Origin of the sequence: Tropicimonas sp. S265A (assembly GCF_049800835.1) — a bacterium.
In the GTDB taxonomy this organism is placed as follows: domain Bacteria; phylum Pseudomonadota; class Alphaproteobacteria; order Rhodobacterales; family Rhodobacteraceae; genus Dinoroseobacter.
Map to the genome: position 1 here is coordinate 245,595 of NZ_JBNAFU010000002.1, position 24,792 is coordinate 270,386.

General features: G+C 62.1%; 25 protein-coding genes. 17 read left to right on the forward strand and 8 right to left on the reverse strand.

Going from position 1 to position 24,792, the window contains the following annotated elements; translation table 11 throughout:
* Nucleotides 1-33 precede the first annotated feature (33 nt).
* From hflK to ACP15N_RS08820, 6 genes are all read left to right on the forward strand, one after another.
* On the forward strand, nt 34-1,182 hold the full coding sequence (gene hflK / locus ACP15N_RS08795) for an FtsH protease activity modulator HflK (RefSeq protein WP_425091866.1): 1,149 nt from the start codon (nt 34-36) through the stop codon (nt 1,180-1,182).
* Nucleotides 1,182-2,066 (forward strand): protease modulator HflC, encoded by an 885-nt coding sequence (gene hflC / locus ACP15N_RS08800; protein WP_425091867.1) that lies wholly within the window; start codon nt 1,182-1,184, stop codon nt 2,064-2,066. Before hflK ends, hflC begins: the two co-directional genes overlap by 1 nt.
* Nucleotides 2,066-2,260, forward strand: coding sequence for a DUF2065 domain-containing protein (locus tag ACP15N_RS08805; protein ID WP_425091868.1), 195 nt, complete (start codon nt 2,066-2,068; stop codon nt 2,258-2,260). Before hflC ends, ACP15N_RS08805 begins: the two co-directional genes overlap by 1 nt.
* A 226-nt stretch (nt 2,261-2,486) precedes the next feature.
* The gene (locus tag ACP15N_RS08810; protein ID WP_425092116.1) at nt 2,487-3,923 is read left to right on the forward strand and encodes a DegQ family serine endoprotease; all 1,437 of its coding nucleotides are present in this window, start codon (nt 2,487-2,489) and stop codon (nt 3,921-3,923) included.
* Between the two features lie 159 nt (nt 3,924-4,082).
* A complete protein-coding gene (locus ACP15N_RS08815) occupies nt 4,083-4,973 on the forward strand; it encodes a homocysteine S-methyltransferase family protein (protein WP_425091869.1) in 891 nt (296 codons plus the stop codon).
* 226 nt (nt 4,974-5,199) lie between these two features.
* Nucleotides 5,200-5,631, forward strand: coding sequence for a hypothetical protein (locus tag ACP15N_RS08820; protein WP_425091870.1), 432 nt, complete (start codon nt 5,200-5,202; stop codon nt 5,629-5,631).
* Between the two features lie 107 nt (nt 5,632-5,738).
* Here the strand turns inward: ACP15N_RS08820 and ACP15N_RS08825 are convergent, their stop codons facing one another.
* From ACP15N_RS08825 to xseA, 4 genes are all read right to left on the reverse strand, one after another.
* Nucleotides 5,739-6,338: an inner membrane-spanning protein YciB gene (locus ACP15N_RS08825; RefSeq protein ID WP_425091871.1), complete on the reverse strand. Its 600-nt coding sequence runs from the start codon at nt 6,336-6,338 to the stop codon at nt 5,739-5,741.
* A 12-nt stretch (nt 6,339-6,350) separates the two neighbouring features.
* Entirely contained in the window at nt 6,351-7,253 is a 903-nt protein-coding gene (locus ACP15N_RS08830) for an EamA family transporter (protein WP_425091872.1), read from the reverse strand.
* Between the two features lie 100 nt (nt 7,254-7,353).
* Nucleotides 7,354-8,727: a signal recognition particle-docking protein FtsY gene (gene ftsY, locus ACP15N_RS08835; protein ID WP_425091873.1), complete on the reverse strand. Its 1,374-nt coding sequence runs from the start codon at nt 8,725-8,727 to the stop codon at nt 7,354-7,356.
* A gap of 67 nt (nt 8,728-8,794) precedes the next feature.
* The gene (xseA, locus tag ACP15N_RS08840; protein WP_425091874.1) at nt 8,795-10,240 is read right to left on the reverse strand and encodes an exodeoxyribonuclease VII large subunit; all 1,446 of its coding nucleotides are present in this window, start codon (nt 10,238-10,240) and stop codon (nt 8,795-8,797) included.
* Nucleotides 10,241-10,317: 77 nt separating this feature from the next.
* On the opposite strand from xseA, the gene purD reads away from it, so the two are divergent.
* From purD to ACP15N_RS08855, 3 genes are all read left to right on the forward strand, one after another.
* On the forward strand, nt 10,318-11,601 hold the full coding sequence (purD, locus tag ACP15N_RS08845) for a phosphoribosylamine--glycine ligase (RefSeq protein ID WP_425091875.1): 1,284 nt from the start codon (nt 10,318-10,320) through the stop codon (nt 11,599-11,601).
* A gap of 90 nt (nt 11,602-11,691) precedes the next feature.
* On the forward strand, nt 11,692-12,174 hold the full coding sequence (locus ACP15N_RS08850; RefSeq protein WP_425091876.1) for a VOC family protein: 483 nt from the start codon (nt 11,692-11,694) through the stop codon (nt 12,172-12,174).
* Nucleotides 12,175-12,262: 88 nt separating this feature from the next.
* A complete protein-coding gene (locus ACP15N_RS08855) occupies nt 12,263-13,042 on the forward strand; it encodes a potassium channel family protein (protein WP_425091877.1) in 780 nt (259 codons plus the stop codon).
* A gap of 100 nt (nt 13,043-13,142) precedes the next feature.
* Here ACP15N_RS08855 and ACP15N_RS08860 read toward each other — a convergent pair whose 3' ends face one another.
* Nucleotides 13,143-13,814, reverse strand: coding sequence for a VPLPA-CTERM sorting domain-containing protein (locus ACP15N_RS08860; RefSeq protein ID WP_425091878.1), 672 nt, complete (start codon nt 13,812-13,814; stop codon nt 13,143-13,145).
* A 445-nt stretch (nt 13,815-14,259) separates the two neighbouring features.
* Between ACP15N_RS08860 and ACP15N_RS08865 the strand changes: the two genes are divergently transcribed.
* Nucleotides 14,260-14,814 (forward strand): hypothetical protein, encoded by a 555-nt coding sequence (locus ACP15N_RS08865; RefSeq protein ID WP_425091879.1) that lies wholly within the window; start codon nt 14,260-14,262, stop codon nt 14,812-14,814.
* Nucleotides 14,815-14,939: 125 nt separating this feature from the next.
* On the opposite strand, the gene ACP15N_RS08870 is transcribed toward ACP15N_RS08865, so the two are convergent.
* Together ACP15N_RS08870 and ACP15N_RS08875 are read right to left on the reverse strand one after the other, a co-directional pair.
* Nucleotides 14,940-15,674, reverse strand: coding sequence for an FG-GAP repeat domain-containing protein (locus ACP15N_RS08870; RefSeq protein ID WP_425091880.1), 735 nt, complete (start codon nt 15,672-15,674; stop codon nt 14,940-14,942).
* Nucleotides 15,674-15,997: a 2Fe-2S iron-sulfur cluster-binding protein gene (locus ACP15N_RS08875; protein ID WP_425091881.1), complete on the reverse strand. Its 324-nt coding sequence runs from the start codon at nt 15,995-15,997 to the stop codon at nt 15,674-15,676. The genes ACP15N_RS08870 and ACP15N_RS08875 overlap by 1 nt, the downstream gene beginning before the upstream one ends.
* 101 nt (nt 15,998-16,098) lie before the next feature.
* On the opposite strand from ACP15N_RS08875, the gene ACP15N_RS08880 reads away from it, so the two are divergent.
* The 3 genes from ACP15N_RS08880 to ACP15N_RS08890 all read left to right on the forward strand — a co-directional run bounded on the left by ACP15N_RS08880 (nt 16,099) and on the right by ACP15N_RS08890 (nt 19,538).
* Nucleotides 16,099-16,518 (forward strand): OB-fold nucleic acid binding domain-containing protein, encoded by a 420-nt coding sequence (locus ACP15N_RS08880; protein ID WP_425091882.1) that lies wholly within the window; start codon nt 16,099-16,101, stop codon nt 16,516-16,518.
* Between the two features lie 54 nt (nt 16,519-16,572).
* Nucleotides 16,573-18,291 carry a methionine--tRNA ligase gene (metG, locus tag ACP15N_RS08885; protein ID WP_425091883.1) on the forward strand — a complete coding sequence of 573 codons (1,719 nt, stop codon included), beginning with the start codon at nt 16,573-16,575 and terminating at the stop codon, nt 18,289-18,291.
* 104 nt (nt 18,292-18,395) lie between these two features.
* Nucleotides 18,396-19,538, forward strand: coding sequence for a sensor histidine kinase (locus tag ACP15N_RS08890; RefSeq protein WP_425091884.1), 1,143 nt, complete (start codon nt 18,396-18,398; stop codon nt 19,536-19,538).
* Nucleotides 19,539-19,546: 8 nt separating this feature from the next.
* Here ACP15N_RS08890 and msrB read toward each other — a convergent pair whose 3' ends face one another.
* Nucleotides 19,547-20,014: a peptide-methionine (R)-S-oxide reductase MsrB gene (gene msrB, locus ACP15N_RS08895; RefSeq protein WP_425091885.1), complete on the reverse strand. Its 468-nt coding sequence runs from the start codon at nt 20,012-20,014 to the stop codon at nt 19,547-19,549.
* Nucleotides 20,015-20,141: 127 nt separating this feature from the next.
* On the opposite strand from msrB, the gene ACP15N_RS08900 reads away from it, so the two are divergent.
* From ACP15N_RS08900 to ACP15N_RS08915, 4 genes are all read left to right on the forward strand, one after another.
* A complete protein-coding gene (locus tag ACP15N_RS08900) occupies nt 20,142-21,359 on the forward strand; it encodes an NAD(P)/FAD-dependent oxidoreductase (RefSeq protein WP_425091886.1) in 1,218 nt (405 codons plus the stop codon).
* A 97-nt stretch (nt 21,360-21,456) separates the two neighbouring features.
* The gene (gene cobS, locus ACP15N_RS08905; protein WP_425091887.1) at nt 21,457-22,440 is read left to right on the forward strand and encodes a cobaltochelatase subunit CobS; all 984 of its coding nucleotides are present in this window, start codon (nt 21,457-21,459) and stop codon (nt 22,438-22,440) included.
* Nucleotides 22,441-22,449: 9 nt separating this feature from the next.
* Nucleotides 22,450-23,157 carry an endonuclease/exonuclease/phosphatase family protein gene (locus ACP15N_RS08910; RefSeq protein WP_425091888.1) on the forward strand — a complete coding sequence of 236 codons (708 nt, stop codon included), beginning with the start codon at nt 22,450-22,452 and terminating at the stop codon, nt 23,155-23,157.
* Nucleotides 23,158-23,389: 232 nt separating this feature from the next.
* Nucleotides 23,390-24,709 carry a DEAD/DEAH box helicase gene (locus ACP15N_RS08915; RefSeq protein ID WP_425091889.1) on the forward strand — a complete coding sequence of 440 codons (1,320 nt, stop codon included), beginning with the start codon at nt 23,390-23,392 and terminating at the stop codon, nt 24,707-24,709.
* Nucleotides 24,710-24,792: the final 83 nt, after the last annotated feature.

Consider the following 24,792-nt stretch of genomic DNA (forward strand, 5'->3'; position numbering starts at 1 on the left):
AATAACACCACGTGTGAATGACAAGGAAAGCTGATGGCGAATAATTCGGGTGGACCCTGGGGCGGCGGTGGGAACCGCGGTGGGGGAGACAACCGTGGAAATGGGGGGCCGGGCCGACGCCCGGGGCAGGGGGACAACCCCCAGATCCCAGAAATTGACGAGATCATGAAAAAAGGCCAGGAGCAGCTGCGCGTGCTGATGGGTGGGCGTGGCGGCGACAGCAACGGACGCGGCCCGGGCGGCGGCGGCGGTGGGCCGAAGCTGACCAAGGGCACCATCGGCCTCGGCCTGCTGGCGCTCGTAGGTCTGTGGGCCTTCACTTCCTTTTATACAGTGCGGCCCGAAGAACAGTCGGTTGAATTGTTCCTCGGGGAATACTCCGCCACCGGTAATCCGGGCCTGAATTTCGCACCCTGGCCGGTTGTCACCGCAGAGGTCATCCCGGTCACGCGGGAAAACACCATCCAGATCGGTGTGGGGCGCGGCAATGGTGCGCGCGGCGATGACGGTCTCATGCTGACCACCGACGAGAACATCGTCGACATCGACTTCGAGGTCATCTGGAATATCACGGACCCGGCTGCGTTCCTGTTCAACCTGCGCGACGGCGAGCAGACCGTCCGGGCGGTGTCCGAAGCCTCCATGCGCGAGGTGATCGCCCAGTCCGAACTGGCGCCGATCCTGAACCGCGACCGGGAACTGATCGCTCAGCAGGTGCAGGAGCTGATCCAGACAACGCTCGACAGCTACGAGTCCGGGATCAACATCGTGCGCCTGAACCTTGACCGCGCGGACCCGCCCTCCGAGGTGATCGACGCCTTCCGCGATGTTCAGGCGGCCGAGCAGGAACGCGACCGGCTGCAACGTCAGGCAGACGCCTATGCCAACCGCGTGCTCGCGGGGGCCCGTGGTGAGGCTGCACAGCTTCTTGAAGAGGCCGAAGCCTACCGCGCGCAGGTCGTGAACGAGGCGCAGGGTGAAGCCAGCCGCTTCACCGCCGTATTGCAGGAATACCGCCTCGCGCCCGAAGTGACCCGCAAGCGTCTGTATCTTGAGACGATGGAACGGGTCCTTGGCGGCGTCGACAAGGTGATCCTCGATAGTGAACAAGGCGCGGGCGGTCAGGGCGTTGTCCCCTATCTGCCCCTTAACGAACTGCGCCGGACCGGAGATACGAACTGATGAAAAAAGCTGGTTTCCTCCTGCCAATTCTGGTTGTTCTGGGCGCCATCGGCCTCAGCGCGATCTTCATCGTGGACGAACGTGAAAAGGCCCTCGTGCTCCAGTTCGGCCAGATCAAGAGCGTCAAGGAAGACCCGGGTTTGGCGTTCAAGATCCCGCTGATTCAGGAAGTCGTACGGTATGACGACCGGATCCTGTCGCTCGACACCCAACAGATCGAGGTGACGCCATCCGATGACCGCCGTCTGGTCGTGGACGCGTTCGCGCGTTACCGGATCGCAGATGTGGTCCAGTTCCGTCAGGCGGTCGGTGTTGGTGGGATGCAGGCCGCCGAGCAGCGGCTCGAAGGTATCCTGAACCCGGCGATCCGGGCGGTTCTGGGTGCCGAGGGGGTTACGTCAAACACGATCCTGTCGCCCGAGCGGGCGTTCCTGGCCGCGCGCATCACGCAAGGCGTGCAGGCCCGTGCCGCCGCAATCGGTCTGGAGGTCGTCGACGTGCGGCTGAAGCAGACCAACCTGCCGCCACAAAACCTTGACGCCACGTTTGCCCGGATGCGGGCCGAGCGTGAACGCGAGGCCGCGGACGAGATCGCGCGCGGCGAAGAAGCCGCGCAGCGGGTGCGGGCGCAGGCGGACCGGACCGTGGTGGAGCTTGTGTCCGAAAGCACGCGCGAGGCAGAGATCACCCGCGGTGAAGCGGACGCCGAACGCAACAATGTCTTCGCCGAAGCGTTCGGGGCTGATCCCGACTTCTTCGAGTTCTACCGCTCCATGACCGCCTACGAACGCGCGTTGCAGGGGCAGAACTCCACCATGGTCATCACGCCCGACAGCGAATTCTTCGATTATCTGGACGGCACCGGGCCCCGGGCGGACCGGTAATGGAGACATGGATCATCGCCATCGGGCTGGTGTTCGTGATCGAGGGGCTGGTGTTCGCACTGGCCCCTTCGCGTATTGAGGACGCTCTGCGCCTCTTCGCCGAACTTCCCACCTCCACCCGGCGCGGCCTCGGCCTTGTGTGCGTTGCCTTGGGCGTGATGCTCGTGTGGTGGGGAAAAAGCTTTGCGATCTAGCTCAACCATGGAAAACTGATGGAAATCACGTCAGCGTGACGGCCCGGGAATTCCCGGGATGTTGTAACTTCGCCATTTCGACCAACATTATGGGACAGGCGGCCGCCAGCCGCGATCTGAACGACAGAACCAGCCCCGGACAAGGTGGTTCATCAAGGAGGACCCTCGAGTGCAGAAATTGCATCAAGAACCGAAAGTGGCCGTTGCCAAGCGCGACGTCCCTCCCGTGCGGGCCATTCAGGCCGTTGCCGCGTTGTTGCTGGGCCTTGCGCTCGTCCTGGCGCAAACGCTCGCCACCAACGCCCGCGAGATCCCCGGCAGTTTCGCTGATCTGGCCGAATCCGTCAGCCCTGCCGTCGTCAACATCACCACGTCGACCAATGTGGCCACGCCCGGTGGCCCGGCGCCGATCGTGCCCGAAGGCTCCCCGCTGGAAGATTTCTTCCGCGACTTCATGGAACGCCAGCAGCAGGATGGACGCCCGGAACAGCGCCGCCAGCGCCGGTCCAACGCGCTCGGCTCGGGTTTCGTGATTTCCGAGGATGGCTACATCGTCACCAACAACCACGTCATCGAACAGGCTGACGAGATCCTGATCGAGTTCTTTTCCGGCGAGGAGCTGGAGGCGACCGTGGTCGGCACCGATCCGAACACCGATATCGCGCTTCTGAAGGTCGACAGCGATGAACCGCTGCCCTTCGTGCCCTTTGCCGACAGTGACACAGCCCGCGTGGGCGACTGGGTGATGGCGGTTGGCAACCCGCTGGGACAGGGCTTCTCTGTCTCCGCCGGGATCGTCTCGGCGCGCAACCGGGCGTTGTCAGGCAGCTATGATGACTACATCCAGACCGACGCGGCCATCAACCGGGGCAATTCCGGTGGACCGCTCTTCAACATGGACGGTGAGGTGATCGGCGTGAACACCGCGATCCTGTCACCCAATGGCGGCTCGATCGGTATTGGCTTCTCGATGGCAGCCAATGTCGTGACCAACGTCGTTGACCAGTTGCAGGAGTTCGGGGAAACCCGCCGTGGCTGGCTCGGCGTCCGCATCCAGGACGTGACGGAAGACGTGGCTGAGGCGCTGGGTCTGGCGAGCGCCGAGGGCGCGCTTGTCACTGACGTTCCGCCCGGACCCTCCGCCGAAGCGGGCATCGAAGCCGGCGACGTGATCGTCACCTTCGACGGCTCCGAGGTGGAAGACACCCGCGAGCTGGTCCGCATCGTCGGCAATACCGAGGTCGGCAAGGCGGTCCGCGTGGTCGTCTTCCGCGAAGGCACAACGCAGACGCTCCTCGTGACACTCGGGCGCCGCGAAGAGGCCGAGCGCACTTTCCCGGCCTCCGCGCCTGCTGACGAGCCCATCGAAGAAGAGATCATGGGCCTGACCGTGTCCGAGCTGACTGCCGAAATGGCCGAACAGCTGGGCGTGGCCGACGGCACCGCCGGGCTGGTCGTCACGGATATCGACGAGACCTCCGAGGCCTTTGAAAAGGGCCTGCGCGCCGGTGACGTGATCACCGAGGCCGGTCAGAACAAGATCTCGTCGCCCGCCGATTTCGAGGCGCAGATCGAGGCCGCCAAGGAGGCGGGGCGCAAGTCGCTCTTGTTGCTTGTGCGGCGTGACGGCGAACCACGCTTCGTCGCGCTGTCTGTCGGCTGATCCGGCTCAAAAACCAGACGACAAAGCCCCGTCCATCCGGCGGGGCTTTTTCGTGCGTGCGCGGCGCGGAACGGCCCATCGCGGGCGCGCCAGTTCAGAATTGACCGCCGATGCTTTTTCTGGTGCATGTGGCGGCCTGACGTTGCGACGGGGGGTGCCATGTCACGCTATACGAACCTGATGACGCGGCTCCGGGGCGGCGCACGCATTCTTATCGACGGCGGAACCGGCACCGAGGTGGAGCGTCGCGGCGTGCCGCAGGTCGGCAGCGCGTGGTCCAGCAGTGGCACGCTCAGCCATCCGGGTATCGTCCGCCAGATTCACGAGGATTACATCGCCCACGGCGCTGAAATCATCATCACCAACACATTCTCGACCGCGCGCAACACGCTCGCGGATGCCGGGGCCGAAGACCAGTTCGAGGTCTACAACCGCCGCGCAACTGAACTTGCCATTGAGGCGCGCGATGCCCAGAACGCCCCGGACGTCCTGGTGGCGGGGGGGATTTCCTACTGGTCCTTCGTTGCGCGCCACCCGCCGCTCGATGTGCTTGCCGAGGGGATCGCGGCGCAGGCGGCAATCATCGCCGGGGCTGGTGCGGATTTCCTGATGCTGGAGATGCAGGTCCATATCGACCGCATGCTTGTCACGCTGGAGGCCGCGCAATCCAGTGGCATACCGGTCTGGGTGGGTTTGAGCTGCGTTCGGGACGAAACCGGTACCGTGCGCCTCTACAAGGGCGGGGAGAAGCTGTCAGACGCGCTCGATGCGCTGGCCGACAGGAATGTGCCGGTGGTCAACATCATGCACACCGATGTTCGCGATATCGACGCATGCCTTGACGTGGTTGCCGCGCATTGGAATGGCATGGTTGGGGTCTATGCCCATTCCGGCGCGTTCGTGGACGGCAAATGGATTTTCGAGGACACGATCTCGCCCGGGGACTACGCCACCGCCAGCGCGGGCTGGCTCGAACGCGGCGTCCAGATCCTTGGCGGCTGCTGCGGCATCCGTCCTGACCACATGGAAGCCGTGCGCGGGGTGGTCTGATCGTGCGGCTAGACACTCCGCCTTATCAGATCCATCGCCACGCCGTTCTTTCGTCGCCTTCGCGCGACAAAGTTCGGTGAGGCAAGGGCAGCAAGGCATCTGATCCGAAATGACATCGCATGTGGACGAAGCGCGGGTCCAGGTTGTGCGTACAGCCGGAGGCTTCCGGGTGGAAATGCCGTCGCGAAAGAGTTGGTTCCACACAGCGTGGATCGGATTTGCCGCGGTGGCATGGATCCCCGCAGCACCTCTCCTGATTGGCACCCTCGCGAGCGTAAATGGCGACAACACGCTGATCATAGTCGCCTTCCTGCTTTTCCTCGTGTTTGGCACTTTCAATGGAATTTTGCTGTTTTTCTGGACGATCGACGGGAAGGAAATTGTCACCTACGCCGACGGTGTCATCAGCCTTGAACGTCATCTGCCCCGCTGGATCAGAACGCACTCCTTCGAAGTAGGCCCGAAACTGCGTCTGCGGGTGGTCCCCCGCGCACCGCGGATGTGGTTCCAGTCAGAACCATTCGATTGGCTCCTCTTTCTGGGCAGCTGGCGGCGCGGCAGCCTGCAGTTCGCCTACAAACGCGCATATCGCGGGTTCGGGGTCGACCTCAATCAGGCAGAGGCCGAGTTTCTGATGTCGCAACTGCGCGCAAACTGAAGCGGGAGCGTCTTGGCCGGGGTCCGACGGACGTGCCGGGGGCACGTTCCGCATACTGCGCGGATAATCTTATCCGCCAAACTGACGCTGCATCGCTGCAATTGGCGTCAGTCCTCTTCCAGACTGTAACGCTCCAGCATCCTGGCCTGCGCGATGAAGAAGGCAAAGAGGCAGGCGGGCAGGAAGAACGTCTCGAACTTGACCCAGAACTCGGTGGACATGGTGCGCCAGACGACCTCGTTGGCCACGGCCATGGCACCGAACATGCCCGCAAGGCGGCGTGTCAGGATCATCCAGCCTTCTTCCGCGATGGGCATCATATCCTCCATCACATAGGCGAGGTAAGACTGCCCGCGCAGCAGACCCACGCCAAGAATGCCTGCGAACAGGGCATAGACGATGGTGGTCTTCATCTTGAAGAACGCCTCGTTGTTGAAGATCACCGTGAGCGCGCCGAAAAAGATCACCATGATCGCGGTAACGATCTGCATCTTGCTGAGCTTGCCGGTCAGCCACCACAGCACCCCCATGGACAGGAACAGGATCGGGATGAAGGCAGTCGTCGCCACGATGAAGCCGCTGTACTCGCGGCCCATGATCTCGAACATGTCGTCCTTGATGCGCATGTACCCCACGAAGAAGATCAGGACCGGGCCAAGCTCCAGCCCCATCTTGAGCCAAGGGTTGATTGGTTTGTGCTCTGCCATGTGCCTCTGCCTTTAACCTCCTGCTTCAACTATCACAGCGCCCGCCGCGATCAATGCCATCAGGAAAAGTCGTCGGGGGCCAACGGTTTCCTTGAGGAAGATGTACCCGATGGCCGCGGCGAACACGGTGGAGGTTTCGCGCAGGATCGCGGCCTCGCCCACCTTGTCGAGCCGCGTGGCCAGCATTACCGAGCCGAAGCTGGCAATCGCCACCACCCCGCCGAACACGCCGCGCAAGGCCAGCGGGCCGGGCGCCGGGCGGAGGCCCAGCTTGCGCGCCCGTCGCAGGGCAAGGATTGGCATGAGCCAGCCGTCGATCACAAAGAACCACACAAGGAAGGTGAACGGGTGGGTGCTGGCGCGGATTCCGTAGGCGTCGAACGTGGTGTAGAGCGCGACGAAAAGGCCCGTGGCCACCGCAAGCCACAAGGCCGGGACCAGTGTGTCACGTTCCACGGTGATGTGGATCAGGTTGTAGACCGCCAGCCCGAAGATGCCTGCCAGCAGGACCGCAACACCCAGCCACTGGGTCAGGGTAAAGGTTTCACCAAACAGAAGATACGCGCCGAACACCGTGAAAAGCGGCCCCGTGCCGCGCACCACGGGGTAGACCACCGTGTAGGCGCCGCGCATGTACGCCGCCGCCTGCAGCAGCTTGTAGCCGGTGTGGATGATGAAAACGCCCGCGAAAATCGGCCACATATGCGGCTCCGGCCAGGGCACGACCCAGAGCGCGAAGGGCAGCATCATCAGGAAGTAGGCGCTGTCCATCGCCCCGCGCGAGATGATCGGGTCATGGCGGCCTTTCTGGAGCGCACCGAAAATCGCGTGCAGCAGGGCTGCCGACAGCGCGAGGACCAGCGCCAGGGTTTCTCCGGCGGATGTGCCGGAGAGGGAGACGATCCAGTCGCCCATGCGCGCTTAGTAATGCGCGGGGCGGGGGGCCGTCTGCCCTCCACGCGCCCGCGGCGCGCCCCCCAGAGGATGTTTTCGGACCTGAAGGGGCATGGAACGGTCAGCCGTCCCGACCGGTCAGCGCGTTCGCGAAATCCTCTGGGTCGAACGGGGCCAGATCGTCAATCTGCTCGCCCACCCCGATGGCGTGAATGGGCAGCCCGAACTTGTCGGCCAGCGCCACCAGCACACCGCCCTTTGCGGTGCCATCCAGCTTGGTCATGACCAAACCCGACACGTCCGAAATCGCGCGAAAGGTTTCCACCTGGCTCAACGCGTTCTGGCCGGTCGTGGCGTCCAGCACCAGCAGGGTATTGTGCGGTGCCGTCTCGTCGACCTTGCGGATCACACGGACGATCTTGGCCAGTTCCTCCATCAGGTCGGCGCGGTTTTGAAGGCGGCCTGCCGTGTCGATCATCAGCAGGTCCGTGCCATCCGCCTGCGCCTGCCGAATGGCGTCGAAGGCAAGGCTGGCCGGGTCGGTGCCTTCGGGGCGGGTCAGCACGGGCACGCCGGCGCGCTCGCCCCAGACCTGCAACTGCTCAACCGCGGCCGCGCGGAACGTGTCGCCCGCCGCGATCATCACCGACTTGCCCGCCGCACGGAACTGGCTGGCGAGTTTTCCGATAGTCGTGGTCTTGCCCGAACCGTTTACGCCCACCACCAGCACGACCTGCGGGCGCTTGGGATAGATCGGTAGAGGCTTGGCCACCGGCTCCATGATGCGCGCGATCTCATCGGCCAGAACGGCCTTGATCTCGGTGGTCGACATGCGCTTGCCAAACCGACCCTCGGCAATGTTGGCCGTGACCCGCAGGGCCGTGTCCACACCCATGTCCGAGGCGATCAGTACCTCTTCGAGCTGCTCCAGCATCGCATCGTCCAGCGCGCGCCGGACCACCGGACCGCTGGGCTTCGGAGCAGGCGGTGCCGCGGGTGCGGCAGGCGGTTGAGAGGCCTCCTCCGCGGGGCTGCTTTTGCCGAACATGCGGCCCAGAAAACCGGGTTTCGCGGGGGCTTGCGCAGGCTCGGCGGGTGTGGCCGTGATCTCAGGCTCAGGCTCAGGCTCAGGCTCAGGCTCAGGCTCAGGCTCAGGCTCAGGCTCAGGCTCAGGCTCAGGCTCAGGCTCAGGCTCAGGCTCAGGCTCAGGCTCAGGCTCAGGCTCAGGCTCAGGCTCAGGCGCGTTCGTCACCTTGGGCGCCTCTGCCTCGGGCGTCACGTCTTCCACGGGCGCTGGGGCTGTCTCTGGCGCTGCCTTGGCCTCTGGCTCCACCTCGGGCGCGTGGGCCTCAACCAGCGTCTCTTTCGGTGCCTCTACAGGCGCAACCTCAGCCGGGTCCGCCGTTCCGCCATCTTCGACAATCGCGTCCAACCCTTCCTCCAGCTTGGAGGAGGATTTGAACATCCGGCTTTTCAGCTTTGTGAAGAACGACATCGACGGGGCCTTTCGGAAATCCTGTGTCCTTCACCTAATACGCCGCGCCGCAGGAGGGAACCCCGCCTCAGAAGAGCGAGCCCTGATCCGGCCCCTTTGTTGGCTTGGGTTTGGCCGAGGTCTTTGTACGTGGGGCCGGGGGGGTGCCGTTGGGGTGGGCGGGGACCGTGCCATCGGCAAATTCGATGTCCAGCGCCGCTGCTTTGCGCGCTGCCGCCGCCTCTGTCAGGACCGCCCCCGCATCGTCGCGTACAATCGCATAGCCGCGGTTCAGCGTTGCCTTGGGGCCTGCGCTGTCCAGCACGCGGGACAGGGCCGTCAGCCGCGCGCGGCGGTCCGCGCGCCGCTGCGCATAGGCGTTGTCCAGTCGTTCCAGCGCCGGGCCGAGCCGGTCGCGCCCCCGCGCGATCCGGGTACTCAGCGCTGACAGGCGCAGCCCCCCGGCCTGATGGCTAAGCGCCAGCCGCTTGGCCGTCACGGCTTTGCCGAGCGCGCCTGAGAACCGCTCGGTCGCGGTGTCCAGCCGCTGGGTCGGGATCGCCAGCAGATCAGCCGGGCGGGGCAGGGCGCGGCCGACATCCTTCAGCCTTTGATCCCGCTGGCCAACCATGCGCGTCAGCCCCGTCAGCATCCGCTCGCCGTAAGCCCCCAGCCCCGCCAGCAACTCGATCCGCACTGGCACCGCTATCTCGGCCGCCGCCGTGGGCGTGGGCGCACGGCGGTCAGCGGCGTGATCGATCAAGGTCGTGTCAGTTTCGTGGCCCACGGCAGAGATCAGGGGAATGTCGCTTTCGGCAGCGGCCCGCACGGGGGCTTCTTCGTTAAACCCCCACAGGTCCTCTACCGATCCGCCCCCGCGCGCGACGATGATCAGATCGGGGCGCGGAAGCGCGCCGCCCGGCGTGAACGCGTTGAACCCGCGGATCGCGGCGGCCACCTCGGGCGCGCACCGCTCGCCTTGAACGGCCACCGGCCAGATCAATACCTTGCGCGGGCAGCGGTCCCGTAACCGATGGAGGATATCGCGGATCACAGCGCCCGAGGGTGAGGTTACAACCCCGATCACCTCTGGCAGGAATGGTAGCGGTTTCTTGCGCTCAGGCGCGAACAGGCCCTCGGCCTCCAGTGCCTTGCGTCGCTTTTCCAGCAACGCCATCAGTGCGCCGACCCCGGCCACCGCCACCCGATCCACGTTGATGTTGTAGCGCGACTGTGGGCCATAGGCGCTGAGCTTGCCCTCGACGACAACCTCCAGCCCCTCTTCGGGTTGCACAACCAGCCCCGCGACCTGTCCCTTCCACGTGGTGCAATTGACGACGTTCCGGTCGTCTTTCAGATCGAAATAGATATGCCCGGAGCGTGCGCGCATCACGCGACCGACTTCGCCACGCACCCGGACCCGCCCGAATTCGCTTTCGAGTGTCCGCTTGATGGCACCGGACAGTTCGGACACGGAAAATTCCGGCGCGTTCTGCCCCGGGGCAGGATCGTCGATCAGGTCGAAGTCGGACATCGTGCCTCGCTTGTCATGGCTGTTGCGGGACTTTAGAAGGCCTGCATCCGAAGAAAAAGACCAGAGACGTCCGCCCTATGAATATCCTCATCCTTGGCAGTGGCGGGCGCGAACATGCGCTGGCCTGGGCGGTGGCCCAGAACCCCAAATGCGACCGGCTGATCGTTGCGCCGGGGAATGCCGGCATGGCGGAAATCGCCGAATGCGCGTCTTTCGATATCGAAGATGGCGAGGCCGTCGTGATGTTTGCCGAGGAAGAGGCGATCGATTTCGTCATCATCGGCCCCGAAGCGCCCCTTGCCGCCGGCGTCGCCGACCGCTTGCGCGAGGCGGGCGTGCTGTGTTTTGGACCCTCGGCGGATGCTGCAAAGCTGGAGGCCTCCAAAGCCTTCACCAAGGAAATCTGCGATGCCGCGGGCGCGCCCACGGCGGCCTATGCGCGCTTCACGGAACTCGCGCCCGCGCAAGACTACATCCGTGCACAAGGCGCGCCCATTGTGGTCAAGGCCGACGGGCTGGCTGCGGGCAAAGGCGTCATCGTCGCCATGACCGAGGACGAGGCGCTTGCGGCGGTCGAAGACATGCTTGGCGGGGCCTTCGGGGCAGCCGGGGCCGAGGTCGTGATCGAAGAGTTCATGGAGGGCGAGGAAGCCTCGTTCTTCGTGCTGTCGGACGGCAAGACCGCACTACCCATCGGCACCGCGCAAGACCACAAGCGCGCGTTTGACGGCGACACCGGGCCGAATACGGGCGGCATGGGTGCCTATTCTCCTGCGCCGGTGCTGACCGATGCCATTGCACAGGACGCGCTCGACCGGATCATCCAGCCCACGATCGACGAGATGGCCCGCCGCGGCACGCCCTATGAGGGTGTGCTCTATGCCGGTCTGATGATCCAGAATGGCAAGGCCCGGCTTGTGGAATACAACGTCCGTTTCGGTGACCCGGAATGCCAGGTGCTGATGATGCGCCTTGGTGCGCAGATCCTCGATCTTCTGCTGGCCTGCGCCGAGGGGCGGCTGGCCGAGGCGCAGGTCAACTGGGCCGACGATCACGCGATCACCGTGGTGATGGCCGCGAAAGGCTACCCCGGCGCCTATGAGAAAGGGTCCGAGATCCGCGGGCTCGCGGGCCTCGCCTCCGACAGCTGGAACATGGTGTTTCACGCGGGCACCAAACAGGTGGGCGGCGTGACCGTTGCCACGGGCGGGCGCGTGCTGAACGTCACCGCGCGCGGACATGCCCTGCGCACCGCCCATGCCCGCGCCTATGACATGGCCAGCCGCATCCACTGGCCTGACGGGTTCTACCGTCAGGATATCGGCTGGCGCGCGCTTGAGGAGGGCGAAGCAGCCCAATAGCGCAACCGCGCACCTTTGCAGCGCTCGAAAAAGCCCCGTACCCTGATCCACAGCGCCGCCAGCAGCTGCGCCGAACCGCCGGAGGATTGGATGGCTTTCGAGATACATGCGCTTGTTCCCGAACTCTGGTGCTCGAACTTCGACGCCTCGATGGACTTTTACACCGGTGTGCTGGGCTTCGATGTCGTGCAGCAACGCGGTCGCGACCCGCATGCATACCTGTCCTGTCACGGGGCGCAGATCATGCTCGCCCATTGGCCGTTGGATGGAACCTGGGTGCCGTGGCACCCCGGGGACATGGCGCGCCCCTTCGGACGCGGGATCAACCTCCAGTTCATGGTGCCGGATGTGACAGCGCTTTACGGGGACGTGCGCGCGCGCGACGTGCAGCCGCTCGTCGACATCTACGAAGGCGACATCTGGAAAACCGACTGCATGGACACGCGGCGGCAGTTCCTTGTCTCGGACCCCGATGGATATGTCCTGCGCTTCGCCCAAAGCCTCCGACAGCGCCCGATCGCCGACGCCGACGTCCAGAAGCTGACCGCGCAGTATGGATCCGAGCGGACCTGAAGGTCACGCCAAACCATTCGCCCTTCCGCCTTGATGCGCGTGGCAATATGCGGTCTGCTCATCCGCACCCCAGACCCGGAGCCAGCGCGTGACCAGCCCTTCGCTCAAATCACGGATCGACCGCCTCTATACCGGGCGCCACGCGACAGCCGTGCGGTTCCGCTACGCGCTGCTGGTCTTCGATCTGGTCACCGTGGCCTATTTCATTGCAACCACGCCCTACGCGACCTCGCCCACTCACCACGCGGTGCATTTCGGACTGGCCGTCGTGATCTTTCTCGATCTCGCCGCGCGGTTCTGGATCGAGCCGTCCAGGTTGCACTATCTGACGCGGATCTACGTGCTGGCCGACATTGTGGTGCTCGCCTCGCTCGTGCTCAGCCCGTTCGTTGCCGTTAATCTCGCTTTCCTGCGGATCCTGCGCGGATTGAGGCTGGGGCATTCGAAATACCTGCTGCGCGACCTGCGCCGCGACTGGCGCCTGTTTCGCGAGCATGAGGATGCGATGGTCGCCTGCCTCAACCTGATCGTGTTCGTCTTCGTGACAGCAGCTGGCGTCTTCACCTTCTTCGTCGGGGTCGGGGCGGGGATGAGCGGGTATCTCGACGCGATCTACTTCACCGTGACAACGCTCACCACAACCGGTTATGGCGACATCACACCCAGCACCTGGCAGGGCAAGCTGGTCTCCATCGGGATCATGATTGTGGGCGTGTCGCTGTTCCTGAACCTCGCCCGCGCGATCTTCACGCCCGGCAAGGTCCACCACCCCTGTCGTGGCTGCGGCCTGACCCGCCACGAGCCGGACGCCATCCACTGCAAGCACTGCGGTGCGGAGGTGCAGATCGAAACCAGGGGTTTCAGCTAGGCGCTTTCCGACTAGGGTCGACGCTTCTCCTACCTCGCTAGCCCGAACAGGAAGTGGCCAATCGGGCGACCGGCCACTCCGAGTTAATTTCAAGCGGTATTCAAGCCTTCTTTTTCCCGCGGGCGACGCGCAAGCCTGCCAATCCACCGAGCAACAAGAAAGCAGAGGCTGGCAAAGGCACAACGTTGGGATTAGGGTCCGGATCAAGGTCTGGATCAGAAACCGTCGCTGTGAAGCCGATATTCTGGAAATCGACCTGACCGTTGGTGCCAGTCAAAAATGCCTTAACACTCTTTGTGTTAAGCGGCGAAACCAAAGCGTAGTCTTGCGCAGTGATGTTCGATTCACTGCCACTTGGGGTAGGCATGATGGTTTCTTGTCCAATCAGCTGGTCGACCGAGTTGAAAAATGAGAACTCTACTTTGTCGACGCTGAAATTATCAAAGGCGTAGTTCCAGAAATGAAGCGTCGTGATGTCATAAGAGACGCCAAAGTCAAAGATGAGTTCCAAACCATCTGACGGGTTTGAAAAGGTATACCAGATATGCGTCGTTTGAGTGTGGTCCTCACTCGCGGTCGCGCTCGGAGCGTCAATCACCTTGTCGATCGTCTGACCGCCATTGAACGTGTTGTTCGATGATCCTGGTCCAGTTCCCGATCCAACGGAAACGCTCATATTGTCGATGTTCAGATAGACCGGTGCTGCAAAAGCAGCACTCGTAGCAAGCGTGGTTGCAACAGCAACGGCACACGTTCTCAGAAGTCTTTTCATGTGAGATGTCCCCAACATTAATACTAGTCACGTTAATTCGCGTCAGAAGCTGAAAAAAGTCAGCCAATAAGCGCATGAATGGTTCCATTGCGTTCAGTACGTGTCAACCTTTTGTGTCGCTGACCGCTTTAGCCGAAGCCGCAAAAGAAGGTTTCAAATGTCAGAACCTACTGCGGGCGGCTGTGCCGAAAAGATCGCAAATGGTGTTTTCTGTTTTCCATCAGTGATGTTCAAGAAACGTCATCAACCGCCGATCCACGCGCGAACTGGGCTAGTTTTTCTGTGCTGTCGCAGTCGCGCCGAAAAAGCCTCGGCAAGTCCTTGCCGGTGGTGTTTCGCGAAATTGATCTTCCCGCAATGCGTGTGGTACTTTGGATGCCCTTAGGGAAGCCTTCTTTTCAAACGCCGCGTACGACCGCGGTACTTTTCAAGAAGGACTTTTCGAATGAAGACATTTGAACAAACGACTTTTCTTGCCGGTCTCCTGATGGCTGGCGTGCTGAGCACTCCGGTGGCTGCCGACACCGACCGAAAATATGTGCAGCAGACTCCCATTGCCGCCTCGGTGCAGGCAGCGCAGGACGCGCTGGCCGAAAGCCTCTCGCAGTCCGCCTGGGTCAAGGAGGTCTTGGGCGACGACGATGCGCGCGGCGCCAGTTTTCGGATTCTGCCCGGGCGCGAGCGGACGCTGGTCAGCGTGATTTCAGAGGATGGCGAACGCGGCGCGGTCTATGTCGGCGAACCTGGCGGCAAGGCACGCCTGTCGCCGGGGCTTTACACCATGGTCGGGCGGGAGACGCCGCGCACGATGCTCGATGGGCAGGAATTCCGGTTGATCGATATCCCCGCCTGGGAGGCCCGGACCGGCGCCAGCGCAGCCGCTATCGGAAGCGTGGACTGGATGTGCGAAGGCTGGCCTGACAACAACGGCGTCGGGCTGAATTTCTGCGAAACGCTGGTTCTGTGTCACGAGGCCGATCTGTTCTGCGGCGGCCTCTGATCCGCACGTTTTTCAAACGGGCGTCCGGGGTTTCCGGGCGCCTGACAAGGGCGCGGAGAGTGCTACAATTTGTAAAATGACCCGTTTCAAGGTGCTACAAAACGTACAAAATCGCTTCTGGGCCGCTAGTCCGTGCAGGCCAGCGCCCGCGTGAACCCGTCCGGCGTGGCCGGGTAGGGCAGGGCGCGACGATCCAGTTGTCCGTTTGCCAGTGTCACCCCAACGGTCCCGGACCAGTCCGCTTCGGCCACGACCATTTCAGGTCCGTTTCCGCAGTCCCGTAGCCCGCCCGAGATGTATTCTTCGCCAATGCGATGGTTTGTAATGCCTTGTAATTGCGCGATTTCTGTCAGGCCGCCCGGGGCCCAACTCCAGACGCGCAGGGTTTTGGCCAGATGTGGGCGGTCGATATAGGCCAGATCGACAGCGCCGTTTCCATCCAGGTCGGCAATGGCAATCGGGGCCAGCCAGCGAAACCGCGTACCGATGTGCGGGGTTGCCGCGATCTTGGTTAACGCGTTGTTTCTAAGGCCATAAATCGCAAGCTGACCTCCTTCGGTCTGGCTGCTCTCGACCACGACAATATCGCGCTTACCGTCTCCATCTGCATCCACGACACGTGGCGCGATGTCCTCAAAAACGGGATGCCCTGGCCCGGCGTCGCGCAGGTCAACGCGGTATTCGCGCCCTGCGTCATCCGTTGCGATCAGGACCGCTTTTTCGCGTATTTCCCCCATGATTCTATGGGGATAGATGTCCAGGTCAACGGCGAGCCGCGCTGTGGCAACGTCTGGATCCGTGCCATCCGCGCTGGCGCAGCCCGCGACCACAAGACAAGTCAGGGCCGCGAGCAGGCGCATCAGATCTGCTTTTCGGGCATCTGCACAACAAGGCCATCGATCGCGTCCGTCACCTTGATCTGGCAGGTCAGGCGAGACCGTACGGCGTCGGTTTCATACGCGAAGTCGAGCATATCCTCTTCCATCGCTTCCTTGCCCGGAATCTTCTCTACCCAGTCGGGATGCACATACACATGGCAGGTCGAGCAGGCACACGCTCCGCCGCAATCGGCTTCGATGCCCGGAATGCCGTTGTCGCGTGCGCCTTCCATGACGGTCAGCCCGTTGGCCACATCCACAACATGCTCAGTGCCATTGTGCTCGATATAGGTGATCTTGGCCATTGCAGCCCCCGTTACAGTCTCTCAGTTGGTGTGGACATAATGCAGCGCGCAGGGTTTTGCCAGACTTGCCGAACGCACGCATTTGTTCTATTTTTGTTCTCATGAGTTTGACGCCTGCTTCCCTGCGCCCCGCTGCGGTACTTCGTGACTGGCCTCGCCCGCCTGCCTGTTTGCCTGCCGACTGGCTGGCGCTGCCGCCGCAGAATGCCCGCATCTGTGTCGCAGGGTTGGTGTTGTTGCGCCAGCGTCCGGGTACCGCCCATGGCGTGATCTTCATCACGCTGGAGGATGAGACCGGGACCGTGAACGTGATCGTGTGGAACAAGATCTATGAACGCTTTCGCAGGGCGGTGATTGCCGGACGCATGCTCAAGGTAACCGGCCGTGTGCAGCGCGAGGGGGATGTCATTCACGTGCTCGCCGAACATATCGAGGATTGCTCGGCCATGCTGGACGGATTGCTGCGCCCCGAGATGTGCCGCGCCGCCGATCAGCCGCATACCGGCAGCCCTCAACGCTAGACCTTGTCGCGGCGCTGGGATACTCCCGCTTGCAAGATCAAGGCGGAGACATCCATGGCGCGCATCCTCATCTCATCGGCCATCCCGTATATCAATGGGATCAAGCATCTGGGCAATCTGATCGGGTCCCAACTGCCGGCAGACCTGTTTGCTCGTTACAACCGGGCGCGCGAACACGAGGTCATGTTCATCTGTGCCACGGATGAACACGGGACGCCCGCGGAACTGGCTGCCGCGAAGGCGGGCAAGCCTGTGGATGAATACTGTACGGAGATGCATGCCGTTCAGGCGGACATAGCAGACCGCTTCGGCCTGAGTTTCGATCACTTTGGCCGGTCTTCGTCAGATCGCAACAAGGCTCTGACCCAGCACTTTGCCGGGCGACTTGCCGATGAAGGGTATATTACCGAAGTCTCTGAAAAGCAGGTCTATAGCCATACAGACGGTCGCTTCCTGCCCGACCGCTACATCGAAGGGACCTGTCCGAATTGCGGGTATGACAAGGCCCGCGGGGACCAGTGCGAAAACTGTACCAAGCAACTCGATCCCACTGACCTGATTGATCCGCGCAGCGCGATTTCCGGATCCACTGATCTCGAAGTGCAGGAGACGAAGCATCTCTACCTGAGGCAATCCGCGCTGAAGGATCAACTGGATGCTTGGATCGACAGCAAAACGGACTGGCCGGTGCTGACGACATCGATTGCCAAGAAATGGCTGCATGACGGGGATGGCTTGCAGGATCGCGGTATCACCCGTGATCTGGACTGGGGCGTGCCCGTAAAACGCGGGTCCGAAGACTGGCCCGGGATGGAAGGCAAAGTGTTCTATGTCTGGTTCGACGCGCCGATCGAATACATTGCGGGCACCGCCGAATGGGCTGATGCGCACGGCAAGCCGGATGCCGAATGGCAGCGATGGTGGAGGACGGACAAGGGCGCCGAAGACGTGCGCTATGTCCAGTTCATGGGTAAGGACAACGTGCCCTTTCATACCCTCAGCTTTCCGGCGACGATCATGGGGTCGGGAGAGCCGTGGAAGCTGGTCGACTACATCAAGTCATTCAACTACCTGAACTACGATGGTGGCCAGTTTTCGACCAGCCAGGGGCGGGGCGTATTCATGGATCAGGCGCTGGACATCCTGCCTGCCGATTACTGGCGCTGGTGGTTGCTGAGCCATGCACCGGAAACGTCGGATGCGGAATTTACCTGGGAGAACTTTCAGGCCGGTGTGAACAAGGATCTGGCAGATGTGCTTGGCAATTTCGTCAGTCGCGTGACCAAGTTCTGCCGGTCGAAATTCGGCGAGGAGGTCCCCGCCGGGGGCAGTTATGGCCCCGACGAAGAAGCACTGATTGCCGATCTGCAAACACGTCTTGAGGTCTACCAGACCCATATGGATGCCATGGAAGTCCGCAAGGCCGCCGCCGAATTGCGCGCAATCTGGGTTTCCGGGAACGAATACCTGCAATCTGCCGCCCCCTGGGCCGCGTTCAAGACAGATCCGGACCGCGCCGCTGCGATTATCCGGCTGTCTTTGAACCTCATTCCCGTCTACGCGGTGTTGTCAGCACCGTTCATTCCCGGTGCCGCAACCGCAATGCTGACCTGCATGCACGCAAGCGCCACTGCTTGGCCGCACAGCATGGCGCAGGCATTGTCCGCCCTGCCGGCGGGCCATGGCTTCGATGTGCCGGAAAACCTGTTTACCAAGATCGAAGACGCGGACCGAGAAGACTGGAAGACCCGGTTTTCGGGAACCCGCGGGTAAACTCGCTTGATTGTAAAGTAAAAATTTTGCCTTTCGCTCAAGGGTTGCAGGCTGGCTGAAACTGCGAGTAGGGTGGTTTAACATATATAGGCCACTCCATACCCATGCATGACCCTGCACTCACAGGCTTGCTCAATATGGATGCGGAGCCGGTGCGGGCATTCTTTCGGCAGGCACCGGTGATGATGCACGCAATTGACAGGTCCGGCGCTCTTGTAGCGATTACCAACTATTGGGCCGCGCGCCTTGGCTACCTGCCAGAAGAGATGATTGGCCGTGCGTCGATCGAATTTCTGACGCCCGAGTCGCGGCGTATCGCCGTAACGGATGTGTTGCCGCGGTTCTTTCGGGACGGCGAAATCCAGAACCAGCCCTACGATTTCCAACGCAAGGACGGAAGTTCCATGCGGGTCTTGCTGTCGGCGGTCACGCTGCGCAACGAGGCCGGCGATTTTGATCGCGCATTGGCTTTTGTGGTGGAAGATGACGGACGCGATCTTTTACAGCGCGACCTGCAAGCCGCCTTGCTCAAAGCGGAACGCGCCAACCGGGCAAAGGGGCAGTTTCTGACCGCGATGAGTCACGAGTTGCGAAGCCCGATGAATGCGATCCTCGGGTTCGCCCAACTTCTGAAATTGACGGACTTGACGCGCAAGCAGTCGACCCATGTCGAGGCGATACTTGCATCGGGGCGGCAACTGATGGTGCGGCTCACCGATTTGTTGGAGCTTTCCCAGCTCGAATTTTCGGACATGCAGCTTTCGGCTGTCGAGATTGACGCAGACGCTCTTCTGGCGCCCGTGATCGAATTGTGGGAGGTGCCGATCCGCGCCAAGGGGCTGGGTTTCACTGCGGTCGTAGATCCGGAATTGCCGGTGACGATCACCGTGGACAGCGGCCGCTTGCAGCAGATCCTAAACAGTTTTCTGTCAAATGCGCTCGTCTATACCGAAGCAGGCGAAGTGACGCTCGAGGTCTGTCTGGTGCGTCGGGTCGGGCAAATCGCTTGTATTGAATGCCGCGTCACAGATACCGGTCCGGGACTTGACGCGACCGAACAGGCCGTGATCTTTCAACGGTTTGCCGACAAGGACGAGGTACCCGAAAAGTCCGGAGGGGGGTTGGGCGTCGGACTTTCAATCAGCCGAGGAATTGCCGAAGCAATGGGCGCAGAGATCGGCGTGCGCAGTGAAAAAGGTCGCGGTGCGACGTTCTTCCTGCGCTTCGACAGCCCTGTGTCGGACTAAATGCGCAGTCAGGTCGGGCGAAAGATCAAGGATGCGCCGTTCAGGCAGTGACGTTTGCCCGTTGGTGGTGGCCCATCGTTGAAGATATGTCCCAGATGCCCGCCGCAGCGTCGGCAGTGCACCTCAGTGCGCGGTCGCAACAGCTTGTAGTCCTTCTTGGTGCCGACGGCATTGCGTTTTACGTCCCAGAAGCTGGGCCAACCTGTCCCGCTGTCATATTTTTTGTCTGAACTGTACAGCGCCAGGTCACACCCGGCGCAATGGTAATCCCCCCGCCGCTTTTCATCGTTCAGAGGGCTGGTGAACGGGCGTTCCGTCGCCTCCCGCCGCAAGACCCGGTATTGCAGGTCCGTCAGTTGCGCACGCCATTCCGCATCCGTTTTGGTAACCTCGAACGTCTTCGCAAAAGCTCCTCGAACGCCCGCTGCCTCGGCTAGTGCTGCTGTGGCCAAGATTGTGAAAAACCGTCTGTTCATGCGTTTCCTCCTAGGCTCATGGGTAGCGCAGTTGCCCGTACTTGTCGTCGGCAAGCCACTCGGATCACGTGTTCGTGCATGCGGTTCACGGCTTGCGTCACGTGCTTTCGTGGTTCAGTCAGGCGGTATGCCCGAGCAGACCAAGAAATTCGATACGATCATAATCGGCGCCGGCGCGGCAGGTCTGATGTGCGCCGCCCATGCTGGCCGGAATACCTTGGTCCTGGAGCACATGCCGAAGCCCGGTGAAAAGATCAGGATTTCCGGTGGTGGACGGTGCAATTTCACCAACCTTTATTCCGGCCCCGAGAATTTTCTCTCTCTGAACCCGCATTTTGCGAAGTCCGCGCTGAGCCGCTATACGCAGTGGGATTTCATCGATCTCGTCGCGCGCCACGGTATCGGGTGGCATGAAAAGACGCTTGGGCAACTGTTTTGCGACGAAAGCTCGCAAAACATCATCGACATGCTTTTGGCAGAGATGCATGGGGCGGGCGCCCGGTTGTGGTTGTCGACCAGCGTAGACGGGGTCAAACGACAGGATGACGGCTTTGCCGTTTTTGTAAACCGGAACGGCCTTGGGCAAACCCTTTTGGCGCGGAACCTCGTGGTTGCTTGCGGGGGCAAGTCGATCCCCAAGATCGGAGCGAGCGATCTGGGCTACCGGATCGCGCGACAATTCGATCACGCAGTTACCGAAACGCGGCCCGGGCTCGTACCGCTGACCTTCGGGGCCGAGGCGCGGTTTTCCGCGATGTCCGGTCTGGCTTGCCCGGCGCGCGTTGTAGCCGGAGGGGCGGGTTTTGACGAAGCCCTTCTCTTTACCCATCGCGGGTTGTCGGGGCCTGCCATCCTGCAGGCGTCTTCGTATTGGCGAGAGGGCGAGGAGATCGCCGTTACGCTTCTGCCACAGAGCGATATCCTTGGTCATCTGCGGACAACGCGCTCGGCGGCCGGGCGGAAGGAAGTCGCGACTGTGCTGGCGGAGGTGATGCCCAAGCGCCTCGCGCAGTTTTTTGCGGAGCGTGCCGGGGTTGACGGGCGACTGGCGGACCAATCTGACGCGTGCCTTGAACATCTTGTTGCGCAGCTCGTTGACTGGCGCCTCAAACCCACGGGCAGCGAAGGGTACCGAAAGGCGGAAGTGACCCTTGGGGGTGTGGATACCAACGGTCTCAATTCCCGCACGATGGAAAGCCGCACTGTCCCTGGCCTCTTTTTCATTGGGGAGGTGGTTGATGTTGCCGGATGGCTGGGCGGATACAATTTTCAATGGGCCTGGTCTTCGGGTTGGTCTGCAGGACAGGCCATAACCGCGTCTATCTCTGACCGGCGAGGCCCCTAGGAAAAACACGAGGGCAGGGCCTTCCCCTCACCGCCCCAAGTTATATGTTGCAGCGACATGTCGGAGACGGTCCGACTCGCACTACTTGGGGACTTACATGGCGGACGGCGGCTTGGATATCGGCAAACCCACGGAAGAGATCTCGGTCTACGAGACATTCGGCATCGATACCGAGATGAAGGTCAAAGGGTTCGCAGAGCGGACAGAGCGGGTGCCCGAAATCGACCCGACCTACAAGTTCGACCCCGACACCACCCTCGCCATCCTTGCGGGCTTTGCCCATAATCGGCGGGTGATGGTGCAGGGCTATCACGGCACAGGAAAGTCGACGCATATCGAACAGGTCGCCGCGCGGCTCAACTGGCCCTGCGTGCGCGTGAACCTCGACAGCCACATCAGCCGGATTGACCTGATCGGCAAAGATGCGATCAAGCTCCGCGACGGCAAGCAGGTGACCGAGTTTCACGAGGGTATTCTGCCCTGGGCGCTGCGCAACCCGGTTGCCATCGTGTTTGACGAATATGATGCCGGGCGCGCGGACGTAATGTTTGTGATCCAACGTGTGCTTGAACACGACGGCAAACTCACCCTGATGGACCAGAACGAGATCATCACGCCGAACCCCAATTTCCGCCTGTTTGCGACCGCCAACACCGTCGGGCTGGGCGATACGACCGGGCTCTATCACGGTGTGCAGCAGATCAACCAGGCGCAGATGGACCGCTGGTCGCTTGTCTCCACGTTGAACTATCTCAGCCATGATGCAGAGGCGGCAATCGTTCTGGCGAAATCACCGCACTACAACACCGAAAAAGGCCGTCAGACCGTGAGCCAGATGGTGACCGTTGCGGAACTGACGCGCACCGCATTCATGAATGGTGATCTGAGCACGGTGATGAGCCCACGCACGGTGATCACCTGGGCCCAGAACGCCGAGATTTTCCGCAATGTTGGCTATGCGTTCCGCCTGACCTTCCTGAACAAATGCGACGAGCTTGAGCGCGAAACAGTTGCCGAGTTCTATCAGCGGTGCTTTGACGAGGAACTCCCCGAAAGCGCGGTATCCAGCGCGATCAGCTAAGCGGTCGGAATGACGGTCCTCAGGGTCGCAAGCTACAATATACGAGCCGGACTGGGCGCGGATTTACGCCGTGACGCCGCCCGGGTGCTGCGGGCCATAGACGCCCTTGAGGCGGATATCGTCGCCCTCCAGGAAGCTGATTTCCGGCTTGGCACCCGTCCCGCGGCTCTGCCTGTCTCAGCGATCGCCGGGGCGACCGGCCTTGTCCCAATGCCCGTCGACACGCATCCCGAAAGCCTTGGCTGGCATGGCAACGCGCTTCTTCTGCGCCGGGACATTCGGGTCCGCGACCACCATTTGCTATCGCTTCCGGGGCTTGAGCCACGTGGTGCCCTTATCGCCGATTTGGCGATCCCGGGGATGCGCGATATCCGTGTGGTGGCGCTTCACCTCGGGTTGTTGCGCAGTTCCAGGCGCAAGCAGCTTTCCGCGATCAAGGTTCATCTCGTGAACCTACCACCAGCGGCGACCCTTTGGATGGGTGACTTCAACGAACGGTCCGTGAAGGTCGGTTTGGGTCGTCTGCTCCCGCAGTTCCAAGTGGTCACGCCGGGGGCGACGTATCCCGTCCGCCGTCCGCGGTGGCCGCTCGACAGGTTTGCCCATTCGGATCGGTTGGTTTTGACGCCGTTGCCCGTGCCGCAGCCGCTGCCCGGGGACGGTCATGCATCTGATCATCGTCCAATCGTGGCCGAGCTATCGGCGCGGAGCACTTGACTTTACGGGCAATCTTCGCCAGCTGCCCAGCAACACGACCACGGTGTGCCGCGTGAGCACGTCGCGACAGTTCTAACGGAATTGTCCGCGCGCCCGGATCGTACTTCTCACAGGTTCCCATTTCACGCTGGGTCCAGTGGCCTGCTCGATGCTTTCGAGCTGTAGCCACGATCCCTTCGTTTGCGCCGGATGGCGCGTCTCCGGCGACTACTTCGGTCGCGGAAAGGATATCATGAATTTCTCTACCTTGGGGCTGAGCGACAGTCTCATCAGAACCTTGTCTGCACAGGGTATTACGGCCCCGACACCCATTCAAGAAAAGGCGATCCCGCTGGCTCTGGAAGGGCGCGACGTGATGGGCTTTGCCCAGACCGGCACCGGAAAAACGGCGGCGTTTGGTCTGCCGCTGATCACGGCGCTGCTGCGCGACAGCCGGCAGCCTGAGCCGAAATCTGCGCGCGCGCTGATCCTCGCACCCACGCGGGAGCTGGTGAACCAGATCTCCGAAAGTCTGAAGGCGTTTGCCGACGGTACACCGCTGAAAATGCAGCGCGTCGTCGGCGGTGTTGCGCTGGGACCGCAGATCAAGTGCCTTTCCCGCGGCACCGATGTGGTTGTCGCAACACCCGGTCGTCTGATTGACCTTCTGGACCGGGGGGCATTGCGGCTCGACAAGACGCGGTTCCTGGTGCTGGACGAAGCTGACCAGATGCTCGACATCGGGTTCATCCACGCGCTGCGCCAGATCGCGCCGCTCTTGTCGCGCGACCGCCAGACGATGCTGTTCTCGGCCACCATGCCCAAGCAGATGGCGGAACTGTCTCGGTCCTATCTGACAGACCCGGTGCGGGTCGAAGTCAGCCCACCGGGCAAAGCTGCCGACAAGATTCGGCAGGAAGTGCATTACATCGCCCAGTCCGAAAAGACCGGATTGCTGATCGAGCTTCTGGACACGCACAAGGGGGAACTTGCGTTGGTGTTCTCGCGGACAAAGCACGGGGCAGACCGGCTTACGCGCAAGCTTGGTGCGGCAGGCCACAGTGCTGCGGCCATCCATGGAAACCGGTCTCAGGGTCAGCGCGAGCGCGCGCTGAAGGCCTTTGCCAATGGGGAGTTGCAGGTTCTGGTCGCCACGGACGTTGCAGCGCGCGGCATCGATATCCCCGATGTGCGCTACGTCTATAATTTTGACCTGCCGAACGTGACGGAGAACTTCGTACATCGGATCGGTCGCACCGCACGCGCCGGGCGGGATGGATGTGCAATTGCCTTCTGTGCGGCGGACGAGGCCGGGTCCTTGCGCGACGTCGAAAAGCTCATGGGTATCAGCATACCGGTTGCTTCCGGAAAACCGTGGCCCTCGCATGTCGAAGAGGCTCCGAAACCGCGTCGCCGGCGCGGTGGCGGCCGACCCGTTGGGCAAGGCAAACCGCAGGATGGAACCCGGGGAAGCGGCAAGCCCAAACCGGCTTCCAAGGCCACTTCGAAAGCCGGGGAAAAACCCAAATCCGCCAAGCCACAGCGCAGGCGGCGTCCCCGTCGTGCAGCCTGAGTCCAAAGCGCCCCGCTGGTCTGGTCAATCCTGCTCACGACCGGCATAAACGCTATATCAGAACCCGGGGCGCTTTCTCGCCC

Bases quoted from the DNA above. Each gene is read 5' to 3' on its own strand.
- hflK (WP_425091866.1), top strand. From the start codon at position 34: ATGGCGAATAATTCGGGTGGACCCTGGGGCGGCGGTGGGAACCGCGGT.
- hflC (WP_425091867.1), top strand. From the start codon at position 1,182: ATGAAAAAAGCTGGTTTCCTCCTGCCAATTCTGGTTGTTCTGGGCGCC.
- ACP15N_RS08805 (WP_425091868.1), top strand. From the start codon at position 2,066: ATGGAGACATGGATCATCGCCATCGGGCTGGTGTTCGTGATCGAGGGG.
- ACP15N_RS08815 (WP_425091869.1), top strand. From the start codon at position 4,083: ATGTCACGCTATACGAACCTGATGACGCGGCTCCGGGGCGGCGCACGC.
- ACP15N_RS08825 (WP_425091871.1), bottom strand. From the start codon at position 6,338: ATGGCAGAGCACAAACCAATCAACCCTTGGCTCAAGATGGGGCTGGAG.
- ACP15N_RS08830 (WP_425091872.1), bottom strand. From the start codon at position 7,253: ATGGGCGACTGGATCGTCTCCCTCTCCGGCACATCCGCCGGAGAAACC.
- ftsY (WP_425091873.1), bottom strand. From the start codon at position 8,727: ATGTCGTTCTTCACAAAGCTGAAAAGCCGGATGTTCAAATCCTCCTCC.
- xseA (WP_425091874.1), bottom strand. From the start codon at position 10,240: ATGTCCGACTTCGACCTGATCGACGATCCTGCCCCGGGGCAGAACGCG.
- purD (WP_425091875.1), top strand. From the start codon at position 10,318: ATGAATATCCTCATCCTTGGCAGTGGCGGGCGCGAACATGCGCTGGCC.
- ACP15N_RS08850 (WP_425091876.1), top strand. From the start codon at position 11,692: ATGGCTTTCGAGATACATGCGCTTGTTCCCGAACTCTGGTGCTCGAAC.
- ACP15N_RS08860 (WP_425091878.1), bottom strand. From the start codon at position 13,814: ATGAAAAGACTTCTGAGAACGTGTGCCGTTGCTGTTGCAACCACGCTT.
- ACP15N_RS08865 (WP_425091879.1), top strand. From the start codon at position 14,260: ATGAAGACATTTGAACAAACGACTTTTCTTGCCGGTCTCCTGATGGCT.
- ACP15N_RS08870 (WP_425091880.1), bottom strand. From the start codon at position 15,674: ATGCGCCTGCTCGCGGCCCTGACTTGTCTTGTGGTCGCGGGCTGCGCC.
- ACP15N_RS08875 (WP_425091881.1), bottom strand. From the start codon at position 15,997: ATGGCCAAGATCACCTATATCGAGCACAATGGCACTGAGCATGTTGTG.
- ACP15N_RS08880 (WP_425091882.1), top strand. From the start codon at position 16,099: ATGAGTTTGACGCCTGCTTCCCTGCGCCCCGCTGCGGTACTTCGTGAC.
- metG (WP_425091883.1), top strand. From the start codon at position 16,573: ATGGCGCGCATCCTCATCTCATCGGCCATCCCGTATATCAATGGGATC.
- ACP15N_RS08890 (WP_425091884.1), top strand. From the start codon at position 18,396: ATGCATGACCCTGCACTCACAGGCTTGCTCAATATGGATGCGGAGCCG.
- msrB (WP_425091885.1), bottom strand. From the start codon at position 20,014: ATGAACAGACGGTTTTTCACAATCTTGGCCACAGCAGCACTAGCCGAG.
- ACP15N_RS08900 (WP_425091886.1), top strand. From the start codon at position 20,142: ATGCCCGAGCAGACCAAGAAATTCGATACGATCATAATCGGCGCCGGC.
- cobS (WP_425091887.1), top strand. From the start codon at position 21,457: ATGGCGGACGGCGGCTTGGATATCGGCAAACCCACGGAAGAGATCTCG.
- ACP15N_RS08910 (WP_425091888.1), top strand. From the start codon at position 22,450: ATGACGGTCCTCAGGGTCGCAAGCTACAATATACGAGCCGGACTGGGC.
- ACP15N_RS08915 (WP_425091889.1), top strand. From the start codon at position 23,390: ATGAATTTCTCTACCTTGGGGCTGAGCGACAGTCTCATCAGAACCTTG.